The sequence below is a fragment of the Stenotrophomonas sp. YJH_SMC_123 genome (assembly GCF_059368215.1).
In genome coordinates this window covers 136,602-156,341 of the sequence record NZ_JCAFRM010000009.1, presented here as the reverse complement: position 1 = coordinate 156,341, position 19,740 = coordinate 136,602, and the positions used below count along the sequence as shown (strand labels likewise).

Annotated in this window: 21 protein-coding genes; 9 read left to right on the top strand and 12 right to left on the bottom strand. The window is 68.0% G+C overall.

The features are described from left to right. Positions 1–15: 15 nt before the first annotated feature. From AC5P5W_RS18745 to AC5P5W_RS18725, 5 genes are all read left to right on the top strand, one after another. The gene (locus tag AC5P5W_RS18745; RefSeq protein ID WP_197574876.1) at positions 16–1,425 is read left to right on the top strand and encodes an amidohydrolase family protein; all 1,410 of its coding nucleotides are present in this window, start codon (positions 16–18) and stop codon (positions 1,423–1,425) included. Next, positions 1,425–2,687, top strand: a complete 1,263-nt coding sequence (locus AC5P5W_RS18740) for an amidohydrolase family protein (RefSeq protein WP_075076351.1) — start codon at positions 1,425–1,427, stop codon at positions 2,685–2,687. Before AC5P5W_RS18745 ends, AC5P5W_RS18740 begins: the two co-directional genes overlap by 1 nt. Positions 2,688–2,707: 20 nt before the next feature. Next, positions 2,708–3,340, top strand: a complete 633-nt coding sequence (locus AC5P5W_RS18735) for a 2-hydroxychromene-2-carboxylate isomerase (RefSeq protein WP_032956588.1) — start codon at positions 2,708–2,710, stop codon at positions 3,338–3,340. 95 nt (positions 3,341–3,435) lie between these two features. After that, complete coding sequence (locus AC5P5W_RS18730; RefSeq protein ID WP_032956590.1) at positions 3,436–4,377, top strand: DegV family protein; 942 nt, start codon at positions 3,436–3,438, stop codon at positions 4,375–4,377. A 77-nt stretch (positions 4,378–4,454) separates the two neighbouring features. Next, complete coding sequence (locus AC5P5W_RS18725; protein WP_005410998.1) at positions 4,455–4,793, top strand: hypothetical protein; 339 nt, start codon at positions 4,455–4,457, stop codon at positions 4,791–4,793. 175 nt (positions 4,794–4,968) lie between these two features. Here the strand turns inward: AC5P5W_RS18725 and AC5P5W_RS18720 are convergent, their stop codons facing one another. From AC5P5W_RS18720 to AC5P5W_RS18705, 4 genes are all read right to left on the bottom strand, one after another. Beyond that, positions 4,969–6,381: an efflux transporter outer membrane subunit gene (locus tag AC5P5W_RS18720; RefSeq protein WP_197574878.1), complete on the bottom strand. Its 1,413-nt coding sequence runs from the start codon at positions 6,379–6,381 to the stop codon at positions 4,969–4,971. Continuing rightward, the gene (locus tag AC5P5W_RS18715; RefSeq protein ID WP_197574880.1) at positions 6,378–7,460 is read right to left on the bottom strand and encodes an HlyD family secretion protein; all 1,083 of its coding nucleotides are present in this window, start codon (positions 7,458–7,460) and stop codon (positions 6,378–6,380) included. The genes AC5P5W_RS18720 and AC5P5W_RS18715 overlap by 4 nt, the downstream gene beginning before the upstream one ends. A gap of 20 nt (positions 7,461–7,480) precedes the next feature. After that, entirely contained in the window at positions 7,481–9,010 is a 1,530-nt protein-coding gene (locus tag AC5P5W_RS18710; protein WP_014648380.1) for an MFS transporter, read from the bottom strand. 153 nt (positions 9,011–9,163) lie between these two features. Next, entirely contained in the window at positions 9,164–10,081 is a 918-nt protein-coding gene (locus tag AC5P5W_RS18705) for a LysR family transcriptional regulator (protein ID WP_014648381.1), read from the bottom strand. A 141-nt stretch (positions 10,082–10,222) separates the two neighbouring features. Between AC5P5W_RS18705 and AC5P5W_RS18700 the strand changes: the two genes are divergently transcribed. Next, complete coding sequence (locus AC5P5W_RS18700) at positions 10,223–10,669, top strand: universal stress protein (protein WP_046432504.1); 447 nt, start codon at positions 10,223–10,225, stop codon at positions 10,667–10,669. A gap of 5 nt (positions 10,670–10,674) precedes the next feature. Continuing rightward, a complete protein-coding gene (locus tag AC5P5W_RS18695) occupies positions 10,675–11,145 on the top strand; it encodes a hypothetical protein (RefSeq protein ID WP_197574882.1) in 471 nt (156 codons plus the stop codon). A 39-nt stretch (positions 11,146–11,184) separates the two neighbouring features. On the opposite strand, the gene AC5P5W_RS18690 is transcribed toward AC5P5W_RS18695, so the two are convergent. The 6 genes from AC5P5W_RS18690 to AC5P5W_RS18665 form a co-directional block, all read right to left on the bottom strand. After that, positions 11,185–12,630 (bottom strand): GGDEF domain-containing protein, encoded by a 1,446-nt coding sequence (locus tag AC5P5W_RS18690; RefSeq protein ID WP_049408786.1) that lies wholly within the window; start codon positions 12,628–12,630, stop codon positions 11,185–11,187. Between the two features lie 159 nt (positions 12,631–12,789). Beyond that, positions 12,790–13,620 carry an S-formylglutathione hydrolase gene (fghA, locus tag AC5P5W_RS18685; protein ID WP_197574884.1) on the bottom strand — a complete coding sequence of 277 codons (831 nt, stop codon included), beginning with the start codon at positions 13,618–13,620 and terminating at the stop codon, positions 12,790–12,792. Between the two features lie 63 nt (positions 13,621–13,683). Continuing rightward, the gene (locus AC5P5W_RS18680; RefSeq protein WP_197574886.1) at positions 13,684–14,040 is read right to left on the bottom strand and encodes a YqcC family protein; all 357 of its coding nucleotides are present in this window, start codon (positions 14,038–14,040) and stop codon (positions 13,684–13,686) included. Positions 14,041–14,048: 8 nt separating this feature from the next. Continuing rightward, positions 14,049–15,158, bottom strand: coding sequence for an S-(hydroxymethyl)glutathione dehydrogenase/class III alcohol dehydrogenase (locus tag AC5P5W_RS18675; RefSeq protein WP_049440659.1), 1,110 nt, complete (start codon positions 15,156–15,158; stop codon positions 14,049–14,051). 58 nt (positions 15,159–15,216) lie between these two features. Beyond that, a complete protein-coding gene (gene frmR, locus AC5P5W_RS18670) occupies positions 15,217–15,492 on the bottom strand; it encodes a formaldehyde-responsive transcriptional repressor FrmR (protein ID WP_005411009.1) in 276 nt (91 codons plus the stop codon). A 70-nt stretch (positions 15,493–15,562) separates the two neighbouring features. Next, a complete protein-coding gene (locus AC5P5W_RS18665) occupies positions 15,563–16,468 on the bottom strand; it encodes a LysR family transcriptional regulator (RefSeq protein WP_046432481.1) in 906 nt (301 codons plus the stop codon). 129 nt (positions 16,469–16,597) lie between these two features. Here AC5P5W_RS18665 and AC5P5W_RS18660 point away from each other — a divergent pair, with 129 nt between their 5' ends. After that, complete coding sequence (locus AC5P5W_RS18660; RefSeq protein WP_049408792.1) at positions 16,598–17,701, top strand: alkene reductase; 1,104 nt, start codon at positions 16,598–16,600, stop codon at positions 17,699–17,701. 112 nt (positions 17,702–17,813) lie between these two features. Here AC5P5W_RS18660 and AC5P5W_RS18655 read toward each other — a convergent pair whose 3' ends face one another. After that, positions 17,814–18,491 carry an SMI1/KNR4 family protein gene (locus AC5P5W_RS18655; protein ID WP_075076355.1) on the bottom strand — a complete coding sequence of 226 codons (678 nt, stop codon included), beginning with the start codon at positions 18,489–18,491 and terminating at the stop codon, positions 17,814–17,816. Between the two features lie 114 nt (positions 18,492–18,605). Here AC5P5W_RS18655 and AC5P5W_RS18650 point away from each other — a divergent pair, with 114 nt between their 5' ends. Next, the gene (locus tag AC5P5W_RS18650) at positions 18,606–19,022 is read left to right on the top strand and encodes a VOC family protein (protein WP_197574888.1); all 417 of its coding nucleotides are present in this window, start codon (positions 18,606–18,608) and stop codon (positions 19,020–19,022) included. A 12-nt stretch (positions 19,023–19,034) separates the two neighbouring features. Here the strand turns inward: AC5P5W_RS18650 and AC5P5W_RS18645 are convergent, their stop codons facing one another. Then, positions 19,035–19,730, bottom strand: a complete 696-nt coding sequence (locus tag AC5P5W_RS18645) for a DAPG hydrolase family protein (RefSeq protein ID WP_049440661.1) — start codon at positions 19,728–19,730, stop codon at positions 19,035–19,037. Positions 19,731–19,740 lie beyond the last annotated feature (10 nt).

Below are 19,740 nucleotides of genomic sequence, written 5' to 3'. Positions count from 1 at the left end.
GTTGGGGATCTCTGCATGGCATCGATGGTGTTGCGCGCCGCTCTTGGGATGGCGCTGGTTTCGTTGAGCACGGCACCGGCGATGGGCGCCTCGCGCTTCGTCGCCGATCCCTACCCCAGCACCTACCGGGCGCATCCCGATGCGCCGGTGCTGATCCAGAACGCCATCGTGCTCACCGGCACCGGCCAGCGCCTGGACAACGCCGACGTGCTGCTGCGCGAGGGCCGCATCGCCGCCGTGGGCCGCCAGCTGCAGGCCGATGCCGGGGTCACCCGCATCGATGCGCGGGGCAAGTGGGTCACCCCGGGCCTGATCGACGTGCACTCGCACCTGGGCGTGTACCCCAGCCCGGGCGTCGGCGCGCACAGCGACGGCAACGAGATGACCGCACCGGTCACCGCCAATGTCTGGGCCGAGCACTCGGTGTGGCCGCAGGACCCGGGCTTCGCTACAGCCCTGGCCGGAGGCGTGACCAGCATGCAGGTGCTGCCTGGCTCGGCCAACCTGGTCGGTGGCCGTGGCGTGACCCTGAAGAACGTGCCGGCCATCACCTACCAGGCCATGAAATTCCCGGGTGCTCCGTGGGGGCTGAAAATGGCCTGCGGCGAGAACCCGAAACGGGTTTACGGCGAAGGCAAGGGCGTCGCCCCAGCCACGCGGATGGGCAACGTTGCCGGCTACCGCGCCGCCTTCATCGATGCTGCCGACTACATCGCCAAGAACAAACCCAAGCCGGCCAAGCGCAAGGGCTGGTTCGGCAGCGACAAGGGCGACAGCGCCGGTGATGCCGGCGGCAAGCGCGATCTCAAGCTGGACACGCTGGCCGGCGCGATCGAAGGCGACATCCGCGTGCACATCCACTGCTACCGCGCCGACGAGATGGCCACCATGCTCGACCTGGCCAAGGAATTCGGCTTCAAGGTGGCGGCCTTCCACCACGGCGTAGAGGCCTACAAGCTGGCCGACCGGCTGGCCGCCGACGGCGTCTGCGGTGCGCTGTGGGCCGACTGGTGGGGCTTCAAGATGGAAGCCTTCGATGGCATTCCGGAGAACATCGCACTGGTCGACCGGCCGAAGAACAGCTGCGCCATCGTCCATTCCGATTCGCCCGAAGGCATCCAGCGCCTGAACCAGGAAGCGGCCAAGGTGATCGCCGCCGCGCGCCGCGCGCACATGCCGGAGATCACGCCCGAACATGCCATCACCTGGATGACGGCCAATGCCGCCAGAGCGCTGGGCATTGAAGGCCAGACCGGCACCCTGGAGGCCGGCAAGATGGCCGACGTAGTGGTGTGGAACGGCAACCCCTTCGGTTCCTACGCGCTGGCCGAACAGGTCTTCATCGACGGCCGCCGCCTGTACGACCGCAGTGCGCCGACAGCGACGCCGCGTTCCGATTTCCAGCTCGGCCAGGAGGTGCACTGATGGGCGCGTTGAACAAGCGTCGCCGGGCACGGCTCGGCGCTACGGTCATGGTGCTGGCCTGCCTCTCCGCAGCCGCGCAGGCGCAGGACCTGCTGGTCCGCAACGCCACCGTACATACGGCCAGCGCGCGCGGCAGCCTGCAGCACGCCGATGTACTGGTGCAGGGCGGCATCATCCGCGCAGTCGGCAACGGGCTGTCCGCACCGGCCGGGGCCAACGTCGTCGAGGCCGATGGCCGCCCGCTGACACCCGCGCTGTTCGGGGGCATCACCGAGATCGGCATCGAAGAAGTCTCCGGTGAAGCGAGCACGGTCGACAGCACGCTGAAGATCGGCGAACAACCGTTGCGCCCCGAATTCGATGTCACCCTGGCCTACAACCCGGCCTCGGTGCTGATCCCGGTGGCGCGCCTGGACGGCATCGGCTTCACCGCCCTGGGGGCCGCCACCGGTGGCGGCTTCGTCGCTGGCCAGGGCGGTGTGATGCGGCTGGACGGCAGCGCCGATCCCCTCGGGCCGCGCGCGCTGTTCCTGCGCCTGGGGTCGGCCGCAGTGGAACTGACCGGGCATTCGCGTGCGGCGCAATGGATGCTGCTGCAGCAGATGGTGGACGAGGCGCGTGGCCAGGTCGCCGCGGACTCACCGCATGCGCTGCTGACCCCGGCCGGGCGCCGCACGCTGGGCCGCTACCTGGCCGGCCAGGGCCGCATCGTGGTGGAGGTGGACCGTGCGGCGGACATCCGCCAGCTGCTGCGCTGGGCCGCCCGCGAGAAGGTGAAGATCGCCATTGCCGGTGGCAGCGAAGCCTGGCAGCTGGCACCGGAGCTGGCCGCCGCGCAGGTGCCGGTGTTCGTCGACGTGCTGTCCAACCTGCCGGCCAGCTTCGACCAGATCGGTGCAACCCTGGAAAATGCGGCACGCCTGCAACGGGCCGGCGTGGCGGTCTCGTTCGTGCAGCGTGGCGACGCCTCGCACAACGCCCGCAAGATGCGCCAGCTGGCCGGCAATGCCGTGGCCAATGGACTGCCCTGGGCCGACGGCCTGGCCGGCCTGACCCGGGTGCCGGCGCAGGCGTTCGGTGTGGCCGACCAGATCGGCAGCATCGAGCCGGGCAAGCGTGCCGACCTGGTGCTGTGGGAGGGCGACCCGCTGGACGTGGCGCACTATGCCGAACAGGTCTGGCTGGGCGGCCGGGCGATGCCGATGCGCTCGCGCCAGACCGAGCTGCGCGATCGCTACCTGCTGCGCAACGCGCAGCCCTGACCGCATTGAAGGACACCACCATGGCCACCCTGCGCTGGTATTTCGACTTCGTTTCGCCGTACTCCTACCTGCATTGGCAGAAGCTGAAGCAGCTGCCCGAGTTCCCGCGGATCCAGCCGGTGCCGATCGCCTTTGGTGCCGTGCTGCATCACCTGGGCAACCTCGGGCCGGCCGAGATTCCGGCCAAGCGCCGCTTCATCTACCGCCAGCTGCTGTGGACCGCGCAGGCCGAAGGCACACCGCTGCGGTTCCCGCCGGGCCACCCGTTCAATCCGCTGTCTGCCCTGCGCCTGTGCCTGGCCGCGGGTGGCAGCGCACAGGCGGTGGACGTGCTGTTCGACTGGATCTGGCGCGACGGCAATGCCGCCGACAGCGCCGAGGCCCTGCGCGAACCAGCCGCGCGGCTGGGGATCGAGGATGTCGCCAGCGCCATCGCGACTCCCGCGGTCAAGGAGCAGCTGCGGAGGAACACCGAGGCCGCCATTGCAACCGGCGTGTTCGGCGTGCCGACCCTGGCCATCGATGGCGAACTGTTCTGGGGCAACGACGCCCACCCACTGATGGCGGCGGTGCTGGCCGACCCGGATCTGCTGCGGCAGCCCGAATGGCAGCGCCTGGCCGAGCTTCCGGTGGCCGTGCAGCGCAGTCGCTGAACAGGGCGTGCCGCGTTTCCCTCGCGCGCCACGCCGGAATTTGAGATAGATTTCACATTTCCGAACCTACAACCGCCCTGGAGGGGGAGCCGCGGATGCGCATCGGAATCGTCGTCGACTCGGCCTGCGACCTGCCGCAGGACTTCATTGCCGAGCACAACATCGTGCTGCTGCCGATCACCGTACGGATCGGCGAAGCCGTGCTGGCCGATCATCGCGATGAGCAGGCCACCCTGAGCTTCCTGCACGCGCATGTGGCCGAACATGGCGCTGAAGCGGAAACCATCCCCTTCAGCGTCAACCAGATCCGCGACCTGTTCCTGCAGCAGCTGGTGATCGATTACGACCACGTGTTCTGCATGACCATCACCAAGACCCGCAGCCCGATCCACGACAACGCGCTGCAGGCCAGCTTCGCCATCCTCAACGATTACAAGCCGGTGCGGCAGGCAGCGGGCTACAACTCGCCGTTCGCGCTGCGCGTACTTGATACCCAGAACCTGTTCGCCGCGCAGGCCGTGACCGCGGTGGAGGCTGTCCGCCTGCGTGACAGTGGCGCCAGCGTGCAGCAGATCCGCGAACGGCTGGAAGAACTGGCCGGCAACGTGCACGGCTACATGATCACCCGCGACCTGTACTACATGCGCGCACGCGCGCGGCACAAGGGCGACCGCAGTGTCGGCCTGCTCAGCGCGGCACTGGGCAGTGCACTGGACATCAAGCCGGTGCTGCACGGCTACCGTGGCGAGACAGGGCCGGTGGCCAAGATCAAGGGCTTCGACAGCGCCGTGCAGAAGCTGTTCGCGGTGGTCGGCCAGCGCGTGCGTGCCGGGCTGATGACGCCGACGGTGTGCGTCAGCTACGGCGGCGAACTGGACGAGCTGCGCAGCCTGCCCGGCTATGCACAGATGAAAGAGGTCTGCGCCGGCCATGGCGTGACCGTGTACGAATCGGTGATGAGCCTGACCGGCATGGTCAACGTCGGCAAGGGCGCGGTCACCGTGGGATTTGCCGATGGGCCGCATCGGTTCGAATGAGCGCTGGCCACGGCCGGAATCTGCACATCGATTCCACCCCGACTGTGCCAGCCTTGCCGCACTTCAAGGAGAACTCCATGCCTGCGCAGTACCACATCAGCCTGCCCGATCCGTCCAAGGCCCGCGGCAACGACCCTGACCTGTCCTTCCATTCCCAGGGCGCCGCCGGTTTCGCCGAAGAGCTGCAGGATGCCCTGCGCAGCGGCACGCTGTTCGAACGCTGGAAGGCCAAGCAGCCCGACCCGGATGCGGTGGAACCGCAGTGGGGCGTGACCGACCCGGAGGCCACCGTGACCGGCGAGCAGAAGGACCTGCGCATCAACCTGGTCGCCACCACCCGCATCGACAGTGACGTGTTCAAGCAGCGCCTGCGCCTGCTGGCCGGCAGCCACTGGGAACTGCGCGACGTGCGTTGAGGCACCCGCCCGCCGGGCATGGCCCGGCGCTACCGTGCCCGTGTCGTGATCGACCCGGTGCCGATGACCATGCTCTGGTAGACGCCAACCTTGGTTGGCCCTCCAAAAAAAGCTGCCAACCAAGGTTGGCAACTACCGACGAACCGCCGGGCATGGCCCGGCGTTTCCCCTATCGCTACCAGCCACCGCCCAGCGCGCGGTACAGCTCCACCCGCGCGATCGCGGCGGCGGCCTGGCTGTTGGCCAGCGCGGCCTGGTTGTCCAGCGCGATGCGCTGGGTGGTCAGCACGTCCAGCATGTCGACCACGCCGGCCTGGTACTGCCGGCGCGCCACCCCCAGTGCCGTCTCGCTCTCATCCACCGCCACGTGCAGCTGCACCGTGCGCTGCTGCTCGGCACTGTAGCCATCCATGGCGTCGTCCACCTCATGCCAGGCCTGCAACACGGTACGGCGGAACTGCAGGGCCGACTGTTGCTGCTGCAGCCTGCTCAGCGCGAGGTTCGCCTTCAGCCGCCCGCCCTGGAAGATCGGCAGGCTGATCGACGGCCCGATGCTGAAACGGTGCGCGTTCCAGCCATCCAGGTCATCCAGCTGCTTGGCCTGGAAGCCTGCGTCACCATTCAAGGTGATGCGCGGCAGGAAACTGGCCTTGGCCACGCCGATGCCGGCCGTTGCCGCATGCAGTGCCGCCTCGGCACGACGGATGTCCGGGCGACGCTCGGCCAGTTCACTCGGCAGACCCACCGCCACCGCTGGCAACGCCGGCCAGTCACGGCGTGCATCCTGCAGCTGCGCGTCCAGTGCCTGCGGCGGCTGTGCCAGCAGGAACGCCAGCGCATTGCGCAGCTGCGATTCGCGATGCCGCAGCGGCGCGATGCGCGCCTGCAGCGAAGCCACCTGCGCGGCCGCGCTGGACACCTGCAGCGTGCTGGCCACGCCCTGCTTCTGGCGCGCCTCGGTCAGCCGTTTGATGTCATGCGCGATGCTGAGGTTGTCCTCGGTGATCGCCAGCAGCTGCCGCGTCGCACGCAGCTGCAGGTAATCACGCGCGGTTTCCGCCAGCAGCGCGATGCGCACGGCGTGTGCATCCTCCTCGGCCATCTGCACGCGCGCGTCGGCCGCTTCCACCTGGCGCCGCACGCGGCCCCACAGGTCCAGTTCCCAGCCCAGGCCGATACCGGCCTGGAACAGCCCGTAGTCATCACGGCCGCCGTTGCCGGACGGATCATTCAGGCCCACTTCGCTGTAGCGTGCACGCACGCCACTGGCGCTCGCGCTGACGCTGGGCAGGTGATCGGCGGCGGTGATGCCGCGCGCGGTGCGACTCTGCTGCACGCGGTTGGCGGCCAGCTGCAGGTCCAGGTTGGCCGCCAGCACCTGGTGGGCCAGCTGCCCCAGCAGCGGATCGTCGAAGCCGGCCCACCAGGCGGCGTCCTGATCGATGGCGTTGCCGGCGACAGCCCCACCCTGCCAGTGGCCGGGCAGTTCCGCCTGCGGGCGTACGAAGCCCGGGCCCATCGCGCAGGCAGCCAGGGCCGTGCACAGGCTGGCCGCAACGAAGGTGCGGAAAACGGTAATGGCGCTCATGCGCCCTCCCCGCGCTTGTGGCCCGGTCCGTGCTGCATGCTCTGCGCACGCGCGCGGCTGCCCAGGTCAACGTTGGCTTCCACCGACATGCCGGCACGCAGCTGGTCCAGCAGCGGTTGGCCCGGCTCCAGCACGATCTTCACCGGAATGCGCTGCACCACCTTGGTGAAGTTGCCGGTGGCGTTCTCTGGTGCGACTGCAGCAAAGGTGACGCCGGTGGCTGGTGCAATGCTGTCGATGTGCCCGCGCAGCGGCGTGCCCGGGAATACGTCCACCTTCAGTTCGACCTGCTGGCCGGCCTGCATGCGGGTCATCTGCGTTTCCTGGAAGTTGGCGACCACGAAGGCGCGCTTCAGCGGGACCACCGCAGCCACCGGCGTACCCGGGGTCAGGTAGGCACCGACGCGCACTGCGCGGCGACCGACCATGCCATCGATCGGCGCGCGCAGCACGGTGTGCGACAGATCCAGTTCGGCGCGTGCCTGTGCCGCTTCTGCACGCTGCACCGCCGCCTGTGCAGCCTGCACGCCCGCGCTGAGGATGTCGGTGCGCTGGCGTGCGGTCGACAGTGCGGCCTGGCCCTGCTGCAGATGCGCACTGGCCACGGCCTGCTTCGACTGCGCCTGCTGCGCGTTCTGCACGGTACCGGCGCCATCACGGGCCAGTTCGCGGTAACGCTGCTGGTCGGCACTGGCCAGGGTCAGTTCGGAACGGCTGACATCGACGCTGGCCCTGGCCTGCGCGATCAGCGAGTCCTGCTGGGCCAGTGCGGCCTGCGCATTGGCCAGCTGCGCACGGGCATTGGCAAGGTCGGCACGCGCAGCCTGCAGTGCCACCTGGTAGTCGCGGTCGTCGATGCGCGCAAGCACGTCACCGGCCTTCACCGACTGGTTGTCCTCTACCTCCACGGCACTGACGAAGCCGGCAATCTTCGGCGCTACCAGGGTGTAGTCGGCCACCACGTACGCATTGTTGGTGGTCTGGTGACCGCCATCGCGCAGCAGCAGCCACGCGCCGATGGCCAGGGCCAGCACGCCCAGGCCCAGGCCGGTGTTGAGAGGGGTTCGATTGATCGTCATGAGGGGTTCCTGCGAAAGGTTCAGGCCACGGCGCGTGGCGGATGGATGCGGGTGGGCATCCAGGCAATGAGGGGAATGAAGGCCAGCGCCACCAGTGCGACCACCCAGTACAGGTCGGCAGAAGTCAGCGCCTGCACCTGTGCATGCAGGCGCGCGCCCAGCTGCGGGCCATCGGCCAGCCACGGTTGCTCGCCAAGGCGGTCGACCAGCACGGTGGAATGGAAATGACGGCGGCCTTGGGCGATGGCATCCAGTACGCCACCGGCGAGCACCGCAGCGAAGCCCTTGACCGTGTTGAACCAGGCCGAGGCAAACGGGCCATCCTGTGGCGCCAGGCCGCCGGTGGCCAGCATCAGCAGCGGCAGCACCGCCATCGGCTGGGCAAACACCTGCAGCAGCTGCACCCACAGGAAGTTGTCGCGGATCCAGGCCACGTCCAGGTGCGAGCCCAGCCAGCAGGCCAGTGCCAGCATCGCCAGGCCGGTGGCCTGCACCCAGCGGCAGTCCACCGCGCGGATGTTCAACAGGGCCGCCACCAGCGGCAGCGCGATCACCTGTGGCAGTGCCACCCACAGCAGCATCGGTGCGGTCTGCAGCGGCCGGTAGCCCTGCACGCTGGCCAGGAAGCCGGACGGTATCGAGATCACCGCCAGCAGCACGAACAACACGCCCCCCAGCGTGACCAGCGAGTAGCTGAGATTGCGGTTGGCCAACAACTGCAGCTTGAAGAACGGCAGCGGGTGGAACCATTCGTTGATCATGAACAGCACCATCAGGCCGGCACCGCCTCCGATCATCAGCGTGATCATCGGCGAATCGAACCAGTTCAGCCGCGGGCCCTGCACCAGGCCCAGCACCAGCAGCACCAGCGCCGGCAGGCCGAGCAGCAGCCCAACGCCATCGAACTGGGCGAAGCGTTCCAGCCGCAGCGGGTCCTGTGGCAGGCCCCAGCCGACCATCGCCATGGCGGCCAGGCAGTACGGCACGATCTGCCAGAACGCCCAGTGCCAGCCCACCTGCTCGACCCAGAACGCGGCCAGCGGCGTGCCCATGCTCGGGCCGAACGTCGCCGTCAACGCGTAGCCGGCCAGGCCGTACAGCTTGATGCCAGGCGGCAGGAAGCGCAGCGCCACGCTCATCAGCAACGGCGGCAGTGCACCGCCGCACAGGCCCTGCAATGCACGCAGCAGCAGGAACACCTGCAGGTTCGGGGCGAGCGGGCACAGCACGCCCAGCACCATGAAGCCACCGATCATCGCCAATGCGAAGCGGCGCAGCGAGAAGGTGGCGGCACACCACGGCGCGAAGGCCATCGCGCTGACCGACATCGCGCTGTAGAGGGCGACGATCCAGCTGCCGTCGTCGACGCTGAAACCCATCGCGCCACGGATGTCGGCCAGGGCGACCTTGGTGATGTTCTCGTTGAAGCCGGACACCAGCACCGCCAGCAGCACGCCACACAGGCCGACCAGAATGCGGCGATCGAGCCCGGGGGCGGCGGCAGGACGGGGCGCTGCGGCGGCCGGGACAGCGGCGGCCGGCGCACTCATCGCCAGGCACCGATCCGTGCAGTGCACGGCATGTTGAGGGTCATTGGAATGCGCTCAGTGAAACTCCGGGGAGCGCAGTCTAGGGAGCCGGTACCCTGTGAAAAATGGCGTCGCCGGCATCCCAGGCGTGCGTCCAGCGCACGCCTGCGGGTCTCAGCGGTGGGCGTCCTCGACGCGCTCGCACATGGTCTTGATCGAACGGCGAAGCCACTGGTGCGCGGCATCGTTGTCCAGCCGCGGATGCCAGGCCTGCACGATGGCCGCGGTACGCACCGGGATCGGCAGCGGGAACAGGCGCAGCGGCAGGCGCATGCTGACGATCCGCTCCAGCATCACGCTTGGCATCTGCGGCAGGATCAGGTCTGATTCGGCCGCCGCGAAGATCGCACCGTGGAAGGTCGGGCTGATCAGCGCCACGCGGCGCTGCAGGCCGAGCGTGGCCAGGTCATCATCGATCGGCCCACGCGGCAGGCCACGGCGCGACACCGCGATGTGGTCACACGCGGCAAAGCGCTCTGCACTGATCTCCTCGTCGAACAGTGGATGGTCCTCGCGCGCGGCGCCCATGAACGAGGTACTGAACAGGTTCTGCACCTTGGTATCGGGCGCATGCTTGCCGGCGGTGCTGATGTACAGGTCGATCCGGCCCTGCGCCATCGCATCATCGTCGGTATCGCCCTCGGGCACGAAGCGCAGCACCGCGCGCGGTGCCTGCTGGCGGAAGATCTCGCGCAGGCGACCGCCAAATCCACCGATGAAGACATCATTGGCGCGCACGCTGAAGGTTCGCTCGAGCACGCGCATGTCCACTTCACGACCAGCGTTGAAGACGCGGTGGGCCTGCTCGATCACATCGCGGACCTGCTCGCGCAGCTGCAGCGCGCGGGGCGTGGGCGCCAGACCGCGGCCGGCACGCACCAGCACCGGGTCACCCAGCGCAGTGCGGATCCGGCCCAGGGTGCGGCTCATCGCCGGCGCGCTCAGGTTCATGCGGCGCGCGGCGGCGGCCACGCTGCATTCGTCAATCAGTACGTCCAGTGCCAGCAACAGGTTCAGGTCCGGCAGGGGCATGACAGTCTCCAGTAAATCAGATGACTCTACGGCACTTGCAACCACCGTGGATTGCGTTCGACGCATTCATTGACTGCCGCGCACGGCATGGGTGCGCGCGGTGACATCGGCGACCATCCCCGTCCCGCCAAGGAGACATCCATGTTCACTACCCTGCTGGTCGCCCTGGATGGTGGCCCCCAGCACGCACGCGTGCTGGACCTGGCCGCCGCCATCGCCGGCCCCCACAGCCGCCTGCACCTGCTGTGCGTGCTCGACCCCGAATTCGCGCTGGCGGCCGATGCCAGCGAAGCCGATCGCACCGAGTATCCGGAAGCCGCCCGCCAGCGCTCCCGCGCCGAGGCAGTATTGGCCGAAGCCCTGGCCGAACTGCGCGAGCGCGGCGTCGATGCCATCGCGCAGATCCCCTCCGGCGATCCCGGCGAAGTGATCAGCGAGCAGGCCCGGCGCCTGGAGTGCGACCTGATCGTGATCGGCCATCGCCACCTGTCCCGGCTGGAACGCCTGTTCGAGCCCTCGATCGGGCAATGGACCATCGACCACGCGCCCTGTCCGGTGCTGGTGGAAACCCGCGACCCACAGCCCTAGCCACCATGGCCTCCCGTTCCCCGTTGTTTCCCACCCGGGTCAACTACCGCGCCTTCGGTCGACAGTTCGGCCGGGGCGAACAGGCGCTGCTGGGCGCGATACGCCAGCTGCGCGACCCCGATCTGCAGGCCGATGGCCTTGCCCAGCTGAGCGGACTCGGGCTTGGCCGGGAGGGCTGCGACGCCTTCATCGGCCTGCTGCCGCTGCTGGCCGCGCCGGCGGCACCGATCGACCTGTTGCCCGCCGGCTCCCCCTTCATTGCCGCCAGCGAACTGGACCTGCTGGTCTGCCTGCTGCGCATCGCACAATGGCGGCATGCGCGGCCCCGCGAAGACGACACGCTGGCACCGTTGCGCCGGCAACTGGCACGCTGTGCGATGGCCGTGCAGGCGGCACGCCTGCCGTTGCGGCAGCGCTCGTTGTCACCGGTCGGGCTGAGGCTGCTCGATCCGACCGGCTGGTTGCGGCAGCGATAAGCCGTCACGCCCCCCGTGTGATCGCATGCAGAGAGCTGCTCAACAGTCCATCGTTCCGTGCGTGCTGCCCTCGTCATCCAGCACGTGCGCATGCAGGATCACCTGGTTGCGGCCAGCCCGCTTGGCGGCATACAGGCCGGCATCGGCGTCTGCCAGCAACTGATCGGCACTGGCCAGAGCCGGCGGATGCAGGTAACCCACGCCGATGCTGATACTGACCGATCCTTCCGGCAACGGCAGCGCTTCCACCGCCTGGCGCAGGCGCTCGGCCAGCGCCAGAACGCCCGACAGCGCGCTTCCGGGCACGATCACCGCAAATTCCTCGCCGCCATAACGTGCGACGCTGTCACCGGCGCGACCGGCGCTCGCCTTCAGTACCGCTGCCACGGCCTGCAGGCAGCGGTCGCCGGCGGGATGGCCGTGGCGGTCGTTGAAGGCCTTGAAATGATCAATATCCAACAGCAGCAGGCCCAGCTCGGTGCCACTGCGCCGTGCGCGATTCCACTCGGCCAGCAGCAGCGCGTCGAACTCGCGCCGGTTGGCCACGCCTGTCAGGCCATCCTGGCGCGCCAGCTGGTCCAGCGAGGCCTGCCGTTCCATCAGGTCCACCTGCAGCAGGATGCTGCGCAGGCCGAACCCCAGCGTCGCCACCACGAAACCGCTCACGGCCAGGGGCCGGGCATGGTCGACCACCAGGGTGCCCACCACCAGCAGCAGCAGCGGCAGGATCATCGGGCCCGCCGCCTGCACCGTGCGCGCCATCCGCGGATGCGGCGTCAGGACCCGCGCCGGTGCCTGGCTGAGTGCGAGCAGCGCCAGCAGCAGGAACGGCAGATCGATCAGCAGATCGGCATAGGCACCGAACGCATCACCGGAGGTGTAGTGGTTGATGTAATACGCCACCAACAGGTAGGTCGCCGCATACATCGCCAGCGCGCGGAAAAAGGTACGCCGCTCGGGAACGTCGCCGGCCAGCCAGCGCACCACCGCGAACACGGCGATGCACAGGTTCTGGATATCGAACATGCGTTGCATGTTGGACAACGCGTGGTCGTCGATGTCAACGCGGGCGGCGAACGACTGCGCGTGCACAAAGAACAGCACGCCCAGCAGCGCCGCCATGGCCGCATCGATCAGGCTGATGCTGACCCGTTCCCGGCGCGCCCTGGCCAGGATGAACACCAGGGGCACACCGTAGAGCACGTAAAGGAACAGGCTTGCGCGCGGGGTGAAATCGGCACGCCCGGCGCCCAGGGCGTCGATCATGTTGAACGCCATGCCGCCGGCCCACAGCAGCAGCGCCAATGCCGTGGCGCGCCACCCCAGTGCCGCGCGGTCGCGGCGGGCCCGCCACAGGCAGGCGGCCGCCGCCAGCAACGGGGCACCGGTCAGGAAAACGAAGGAGCCTACCCCGGCCGGACCAGGCCACAAGGCCAGCACCAGGCCATGGCACAGCACATACAGCAGCGCCAGCACTACCGGCATGCATCCCCCGATCCGCAAGGCCGTCTACGCGCACGATAGCGCGGGGCGACGCCACGAGGGTGTGATCCATCGCTGAAAAAGGGGACGGAGGGGATTAAGTCGTTTGCGGCACAGCGGCAAATGCGACTTAATCCCCTCCGTCCCCTTTTTCCCGGGGGCTCAGCCCTGCAGGGCGCGGGCGTGGTGGGCGATGTGCTCGCCGATGAAGCTGCCAATGAAGTAGTAGCTGTGGTCGTAGCCGGGCTGCAGGCGCAGGGTCAGCGGATGGCCGGCAGCGGCGCAGGCCTCCTGCAGGCGCTGCGGCTGCAGCTGGGTCTGCAGGAACTCGTCCGCCTCGCCCTGGTCGATCAGCAACGGCAGGCGCTCGCTGGCCGCGGCAATCAATGCGCAGGCGTCCCATTGCGCCCAGTCGGCCGGGTTGTCGCCAAGGTAGGCGTGGAAGGCCTTCTGCCCCCACGGAACATGGCTGGGCGCGACGATCGGCGAGAACGCCGACACGCTGCGGTAGCGCCCCGGATTGCGCAGCGCGATCACCAGCGCACCGTGGCCGCCCATCGAGTGCCCGCTGATGGCGCGTGCGCCGGTCGCCGGGAACTCCGCTTCGATCAGCGCCGGCAACTCGTGCACTACATAGTCATGCATGCGGAAGTGCTTCGCCCAGGGCGCACGGGTGGCGTTGAGGTAGAACCCTGCGCCCTTGCCCAGGTCGTAGCCTTCGGCATCGGCCACGTCATCACCGCGCGGGCTGGTATCAGGCGCGACAATGATCACGCCGTGTTCGGCCGCATAGCGCTGCGCGCCCGCCTTGGTGATGAAATTCTGCTCGGTGCAGGTCAGCCCGCTCAGCCAGTACAGCACCGGCAGCGTCTGCGTTTCCGCCTGCGGCGGCAGGTACACGGCGAACTGCATGTCGCAGCCCAGCGTGGTCGAATGATGGCGGTAGACATCCTGCCAACCGCCAAAACAGGCGCGGTGTTCAATGCGTTCCATGGTGCTCTCCTGCGCGGCGCGTCAGCGCACGCGTGCTTCTGGTAGATGCCGACCTTGGTCGGCTTATCCACGCCCGGCGTGGACGCCTTGGTTGATCAGTTCATCCAGCTGTGCCAGCAGGCGCAGCAACGATTCGACGCCAGGCTGGCCGTCCAGGTTGCGGTACGCCGCCACCGCCACGTCGCTGCGCGGTGGCCACTGGCCGTCGGCGCGGGCTTCGTGCAGGCGCGGCAGGAATACCTGTGCCAGCCAGTGCTCGAACGGCATTTCATCAATGCCGAAGGGCGAGTCCACCACGCGCGGTGGACCCACGCCGCCCTCGACCCACGCCAGCGCGCGCAGCGCCTGCTCGATCGGGTCGACCAGGGCCGCGCGTGGATCCTCCGCACGCGGCCTGCGCAGGGCGTCGAACCAGCCCACGCCGCGGCTCAGTAGTGGACCACCGAACGGATCGACTTGCCTTCATGCATCAGGTCGAAGGCGTCGTTGATCTTGTCCAGTTCCATGGTGTGGGTGACGAACGGGGCCAGTTCGATATCGCCCTTCATCGCATCCTCGACCATGCCCGGCAGCTGGCTGCGGCCCTTCACGCCACCGAAGGCGGTGCCCATCCACTTGCGGCCGGTCACCAGCTGGAACGGACGGGTGGAGATCTCCTGGCCCGAACCGGCCACGCCGATCACCACGCTCTGGCCCCAGCCACGGTGCGCGCATTCCAGCGCCGCGCGCATCACATTGACGTTGCCGATGCACTCGAAGCTGTGGTCCACGCCCCAGGTCGTCATCTCGACGATGACCTGCTGGATCGGCTTATCGAAATCCTTCGGGTTGATGCAGTCGGTGGCGCCGAATTCGCGCGCCAGTTCGAACTTGGACGGATTGGTGTCCACCGCGATGATGCGGCCAGCCTTGGCCTGGCGCGCACCCTGGATCACCGCCAGGCCGATGCCGCCGAGGCCGAACACCGCCACGCTGTCGCCTTCCTGCACCTTGGCGGTGTTGTGCACCGCGCCGATGCCGGTGGTGACGCCGCAGCCGAGCAGGCAGACGTGTTCCGGGTTTGCTTCCGGATTGATCTTCGCCAGCGACACTTCGGCCACCACGGTGTACTCGCTGAAGGTCGAGCAACCCATGTAGTGGTACAGCGGCTCACCGTTGTAGCTGAAGCGGCTGGTGCCATCGGGCATCACGCCCTTGCCCTGGGTCGCGCGCACGGCCACGCACAGGTTGGTCTTGCCGCTCTTGCAGAACAGGCACTCGCCGCACTCGGCGGTGTACAGCGGAATCACGTGGTCGCCCGGCTTGACGCTGGTCACGCCCTCGCCCACTTCAACCACGATGCCGGCGCCTTCATGGCCCAGCACCACCGGGAACAGGCCTTCCGGATCATCGCCGGACAGCGTGAACGCATCGGTGTGGCAGACACCGGTGTGGGTGATCTTCACCAGCACTTCGCCCTTCTTCGGCGGGGCGACGTCGATCTCGACGATCTGCAGCGGCTGGCCGGGACCAAAGGCGACGGCGGCACGGGACTTCATGGTGGACTCTCCAGAGACAGGCAATGACAGGATGGGCGGCGCCATGTTGCGCCGTCGTTTATTTCAGGTACGAACGGATCAACGCGCTCATGTCGCGCACGCGTTCGGCGCGTTGTTCGTCGGAGGCGGCGGGTTGCCCGAACTCCTCGCGCAGATGGGCCTCCATCACCTCGGACATCAGGCCGTTGACCGCGCCACGGATGGCGGCGATCTGCTGCAGCACCGGCCCGCAGTCGGCGCCAGCTTCCAGCGCGCGGTCCAGCGCATCGCACTGGCCACGGATGCGGCGCACGCGGGCCAGGACCTTCTTCTTCTCTTCGGGGGAGTGCGGCATGACCAGGCCACCTCGGAACTATACTGGGGGATAGTATACACAGGCAACCATCCCGCTCAATCGTGCCGGTTCAATCGAACAAGCCCTCACCCGCCAGCCGCGCCAGCTCATCCACCACATAGCGCACCTTCGGCCGCAGGTGCCGGGTCGGCGGCCACAGCGCATGGATGTCGATATGCCGTTGCATGTGCGCATCCAGCACCGAGTGCAGCGCGCCGGATTCCAGATGTCGGCGTACCAGTGAAATGGGCATCTGGCAGATGCCCAGTCCTGCGATGGCCGCATCGATTACTGCGTCACCATCGTTGAGCTGGTAGGCCGCGTTCGGGATGAACGTTCCCTCGGCGTCATCACTGCCAATCCGCCACGCCACCGGTTGCCCATGGCGGAAGCCGACGATGCTGCGATGCTGCGCCAGTTCCTCCACGGTCGCTGGCACGCCATGCGCCTGCAGGTACTCCGGCGATGCGCAGGTGACCAGGCGCTGGCGACCCAGCCGGCGCGCGACCAGGTGCTCGGCCTGGTGCAACCCGCCGAAGCGGATCAGCAGGTCGATGCCCTCTTCGACCGGATCGACGAAGTGATCGGTGAAGGTCATCGTCAGTTGCAGGTCCGGGTACTGCCGGCACAGGCGCAGCAGCACGGGCAGCACCACCAGCCGCCCGAACGAGGACGGCATGTCGATGCGCAGCCGTCCGCTGGGCAGGCCGGCCGACCCCAGGCAGGCCTCGGCGGCGGAGATTTCTTCCAGCGCCGCCGCACACGATGCGTAGTACGCCTCGCCATCGGTGGTCAGCGCGATGCGCCGCGTGGTGCGGTGGAACAGGCGCACGCCCAGCCGCGCTTCCAGCCGGGCGATGGCCTTGCCCACTGCCGAGCGCGAGATGCCCAGCGCGTCGGCAGCCTCGGTGAAGCTGCCTGAGCGGGCCGTGGTGACGAAGGTCACCAGGCCATTCAACGATTCCAGCGGCAGCATCTATCACGCTCCATTGGGGACAAATAGTCCCGCGCCCAGGGAGATCGAAGCGCTTTATGCGTCCGCATGTCAACTCCATCCTGTGTGCATCGCGCCGCTGGCGCCTTCCCCCACACCGAGATGACCGACATGATCGCCGCCCTGTTCCGCCCCTTCGATCTGGCAGGCACCGCCCTGCGCAACCGCATCGCGATGGCCCCGATGACCCGCGCCCGCAACCCCGGTGCGGTCGCCAACGAACTCACCGCGCAGTACTACCGGCAGCGCGCCAGCGCCGGCCTGATCATCAGTGAAGGCACCCCGGTCTCGCCGCAGGGCCAGGGCTACATCGACGTCCCGGGTATCTGGTCGGCCGAGCAGGTGGCCGGGTGGAAGCTCGTCACCGAGGCGGTGCATGCCGCACAGGGCACGATCTTCGCCCAGCTCTGGCACGTCGGCCGCATGTCGCATTCCTCGCTGCAGCCCGACGGTGGGCAACCGGTCAGCGCCGGTACCCGCCCGGTGGCCAGCGCACCGAAGAACACCTCGTTCGTGTACCTGGACGATGGCAGCCGCGGCCACGCCGATCCCACCCCGGCACGTGCACTGGAGACCGCAGAGATCCCCGGCATCGTCGACGACTTCGTGCGCGGCGCAGAGAACGCCATCGCCGCCGGATTCGACGGCATCGAACTGCATGCCGCCAACGGCTACCTGTTCGAACAGTTCCTCAACCCGGTCATCAACCAGCGCGAAGATCACTACGGCGGCTCGCTGCCCAACCGCGCGCGCTTGATCCTGGACACCGTCGATGCGATGGCCCAGCGCATCGGTGCGCAGCGCATCGGCGTGCGCCTGGCACCGAACAATCTCACCTTCGACATGCCGTTCTACCCCGACAACGAGGCCACCTATCTGTACCTGGCCGAGGAACTGGGCAAGCGCGGCCTGGCCTATGTGCATCTCAACGACAACCAGCAGGCGGGCCAGTCGGTGCTGGGCGAGGCCTTCCTGCAGCAGTTCAAGCAGGCCTACGGTGGCACCGTGATCCTGGCCGGCGGCATGACCCGCGAACGCGCCCTGCAGCTGGTCGAGGCCGGCACCATCGACCTTGCCGCGTTCGGCCAGCCGTTCATCGCCAACCCGGATCTGGTCGAACGCCTGCAGCGCAACATCGCGTTGGCCACGCCCGACCGCAGCACCTATTACGGGGGCGGCGAGGCGGGCTATCTCGATTACCCGGCCGCAGGCTGATCCCGCACGGGGCCCGCACGGGGTCGGATCCCCTTCCAACGGAAAGGGCTCTGACCCCTGTTCGGCGAACAAGGAGTCAGAGCCACGCTGCGCCCGGATCCGACCCCAGCCCTCAGGCGTCCTCGCGCACGTAGGCGAACGACTCGTCCAACCGCTCGAAGCCGATCACTTCAGCGACGATGGCCTGTGCCTCGTCTTCGCTGAAGTTCCCTTCTTCAATATCGTCAACGCGGGCGAACAGCCGCTGCAATGCCGCGTACTGGTCGCCGCGCAGGAAGGAATGGTGAGTCTGCAGCCAGCGCTGCAGATTCCCGGCCAGCTCGCCGTGCGACAGCAGTGTGTACGGCCGCTGGTAGTCGGCAACCGCTTCGACCATCTTGCGGAACACGAAATCCTGGTAGCTGGCGGCCAGCACGTCGGCACGGTCGTCGTCATGCCACACCATCACCACCGGCGGTTCGCTGAAACCGGGCGCGTTGCTCCAGAAACAGTAACTGTCACCCGCGCCGGTCCGCGCAAAGGGCAGCAACTGCAGGTCAGTGCGCAGGGGATTGTAATGATCCTCCGCGGTCAGCTCCTGCCACGCCTCGAGCAGTTCATCGTGTTCCAACGGCTCATAGTCCTGGGCGTACAGCAGCACCGGCGGTTCTGCCTGCAGCGCCGGGAATACCACCTCGGACCATTCCGGATGGGGAGCACCCCAGCTCAACCGACCCGCTGCATGCAACTGCTTGAACAGGGGCGGGAAGGTCTGGCCGGTGGCCTGTTCGATGCCGGATAGCGCGCTCATGGATGTCCTTGTCGATCGAGACCGCCCAGCTTGCCCGAATCCGCGCAGGAGATGAACCGGCAGCACCACGCGGCAGGACTAAACTGCGACCACCGGATGCCGCCCATCGCTACCATGAACGCCACTGCCCACAGCTTCATCGTCAACATGGACGTGCCCGACCTGGCCGCCGCCGAAGACTTCTACATCCGGGCCTTCGGCCTGCGCATCGGCCGCCGTCTCGGCCCGGGCGCCGTGGAGCTGCTCGGTGGGCCAACGCCGCTCTACCTGCTGCACAACGAGGCCGGCAGCGCCGCCACGGAAGACGGCGACGTGCGCGACTACGAGCGTCATTGGACGCCGCTGCACCTGGACTGGGTGGTGGATGACATTGAAGCCGCGCTGGCACGTGCAGTTGCGGCCGGGGCGACACTCGAGCAGTCCGTGCGCGAGCGTCGCTGGGGACGCATCGCCGTACTGGCCGATCCGTTCGGGCATGGCTTCTGCCTGATCCAGTTCAGTGGCGAAGGCTACGATGCGCTGGTTGAATGACCGGCGCGCCGTTCACCACGGTAACGGCACTGCTTCGCCGTTGGCGCGCTCGCCGTAGTACAGCGAAGGCAGCAGCCGCGACAGGAAACTGAACTCCGTATAGCAGTGCCTGAGCAGGCCCAGGCCGACCGCGTCGCCGGCATCGCGACGCGGATCGGCGCTGTCCAGGCCGAGCACGAAGCGGCTGCGCAGCACGCAGCCAAACGGCGTATCGCGCGCCACATGCAGCATCTGCCCATCGCAGGGATCGCCCTGTACATCCAGACGCACGTGATCACCGAAGCCGATGCGCGCGGCGATCACCGCCGATACATGGCCTGCATCCTGTGCCGCCTGCAGGCGTTCGGGCACCAGCAAGGTGCGCGGGTCATGGAACTTCAGGCGCGCCGCCACCGGCGGAATGTCAGCGAGCGATTCCACCGCATGGATGCTGGCGCCGTGGTAGCTGCGCCCGCGCTGCCAGGCCGCGTCCCAGCCGCGATGCTCGACATGATCGACCGGATGCCACCAGCGGATGTGCTGGGTGGTCTCGAAGAAGGTGAACCACCAGTCCAGCATGCGGCCCTTGCAGCCGTGCAGATCGGTGCGCACCGCCACCAGCAGCGTGCCGTCTTCGCGGCGCTGGATGCCGGTTTCCAGATGCATCGGCGCCGGGTCCAGCAGATCGTGGTGGTCCAGCCAGGGGCGAGCGTTCACAGCGGTATCCATGGGGGTCTCC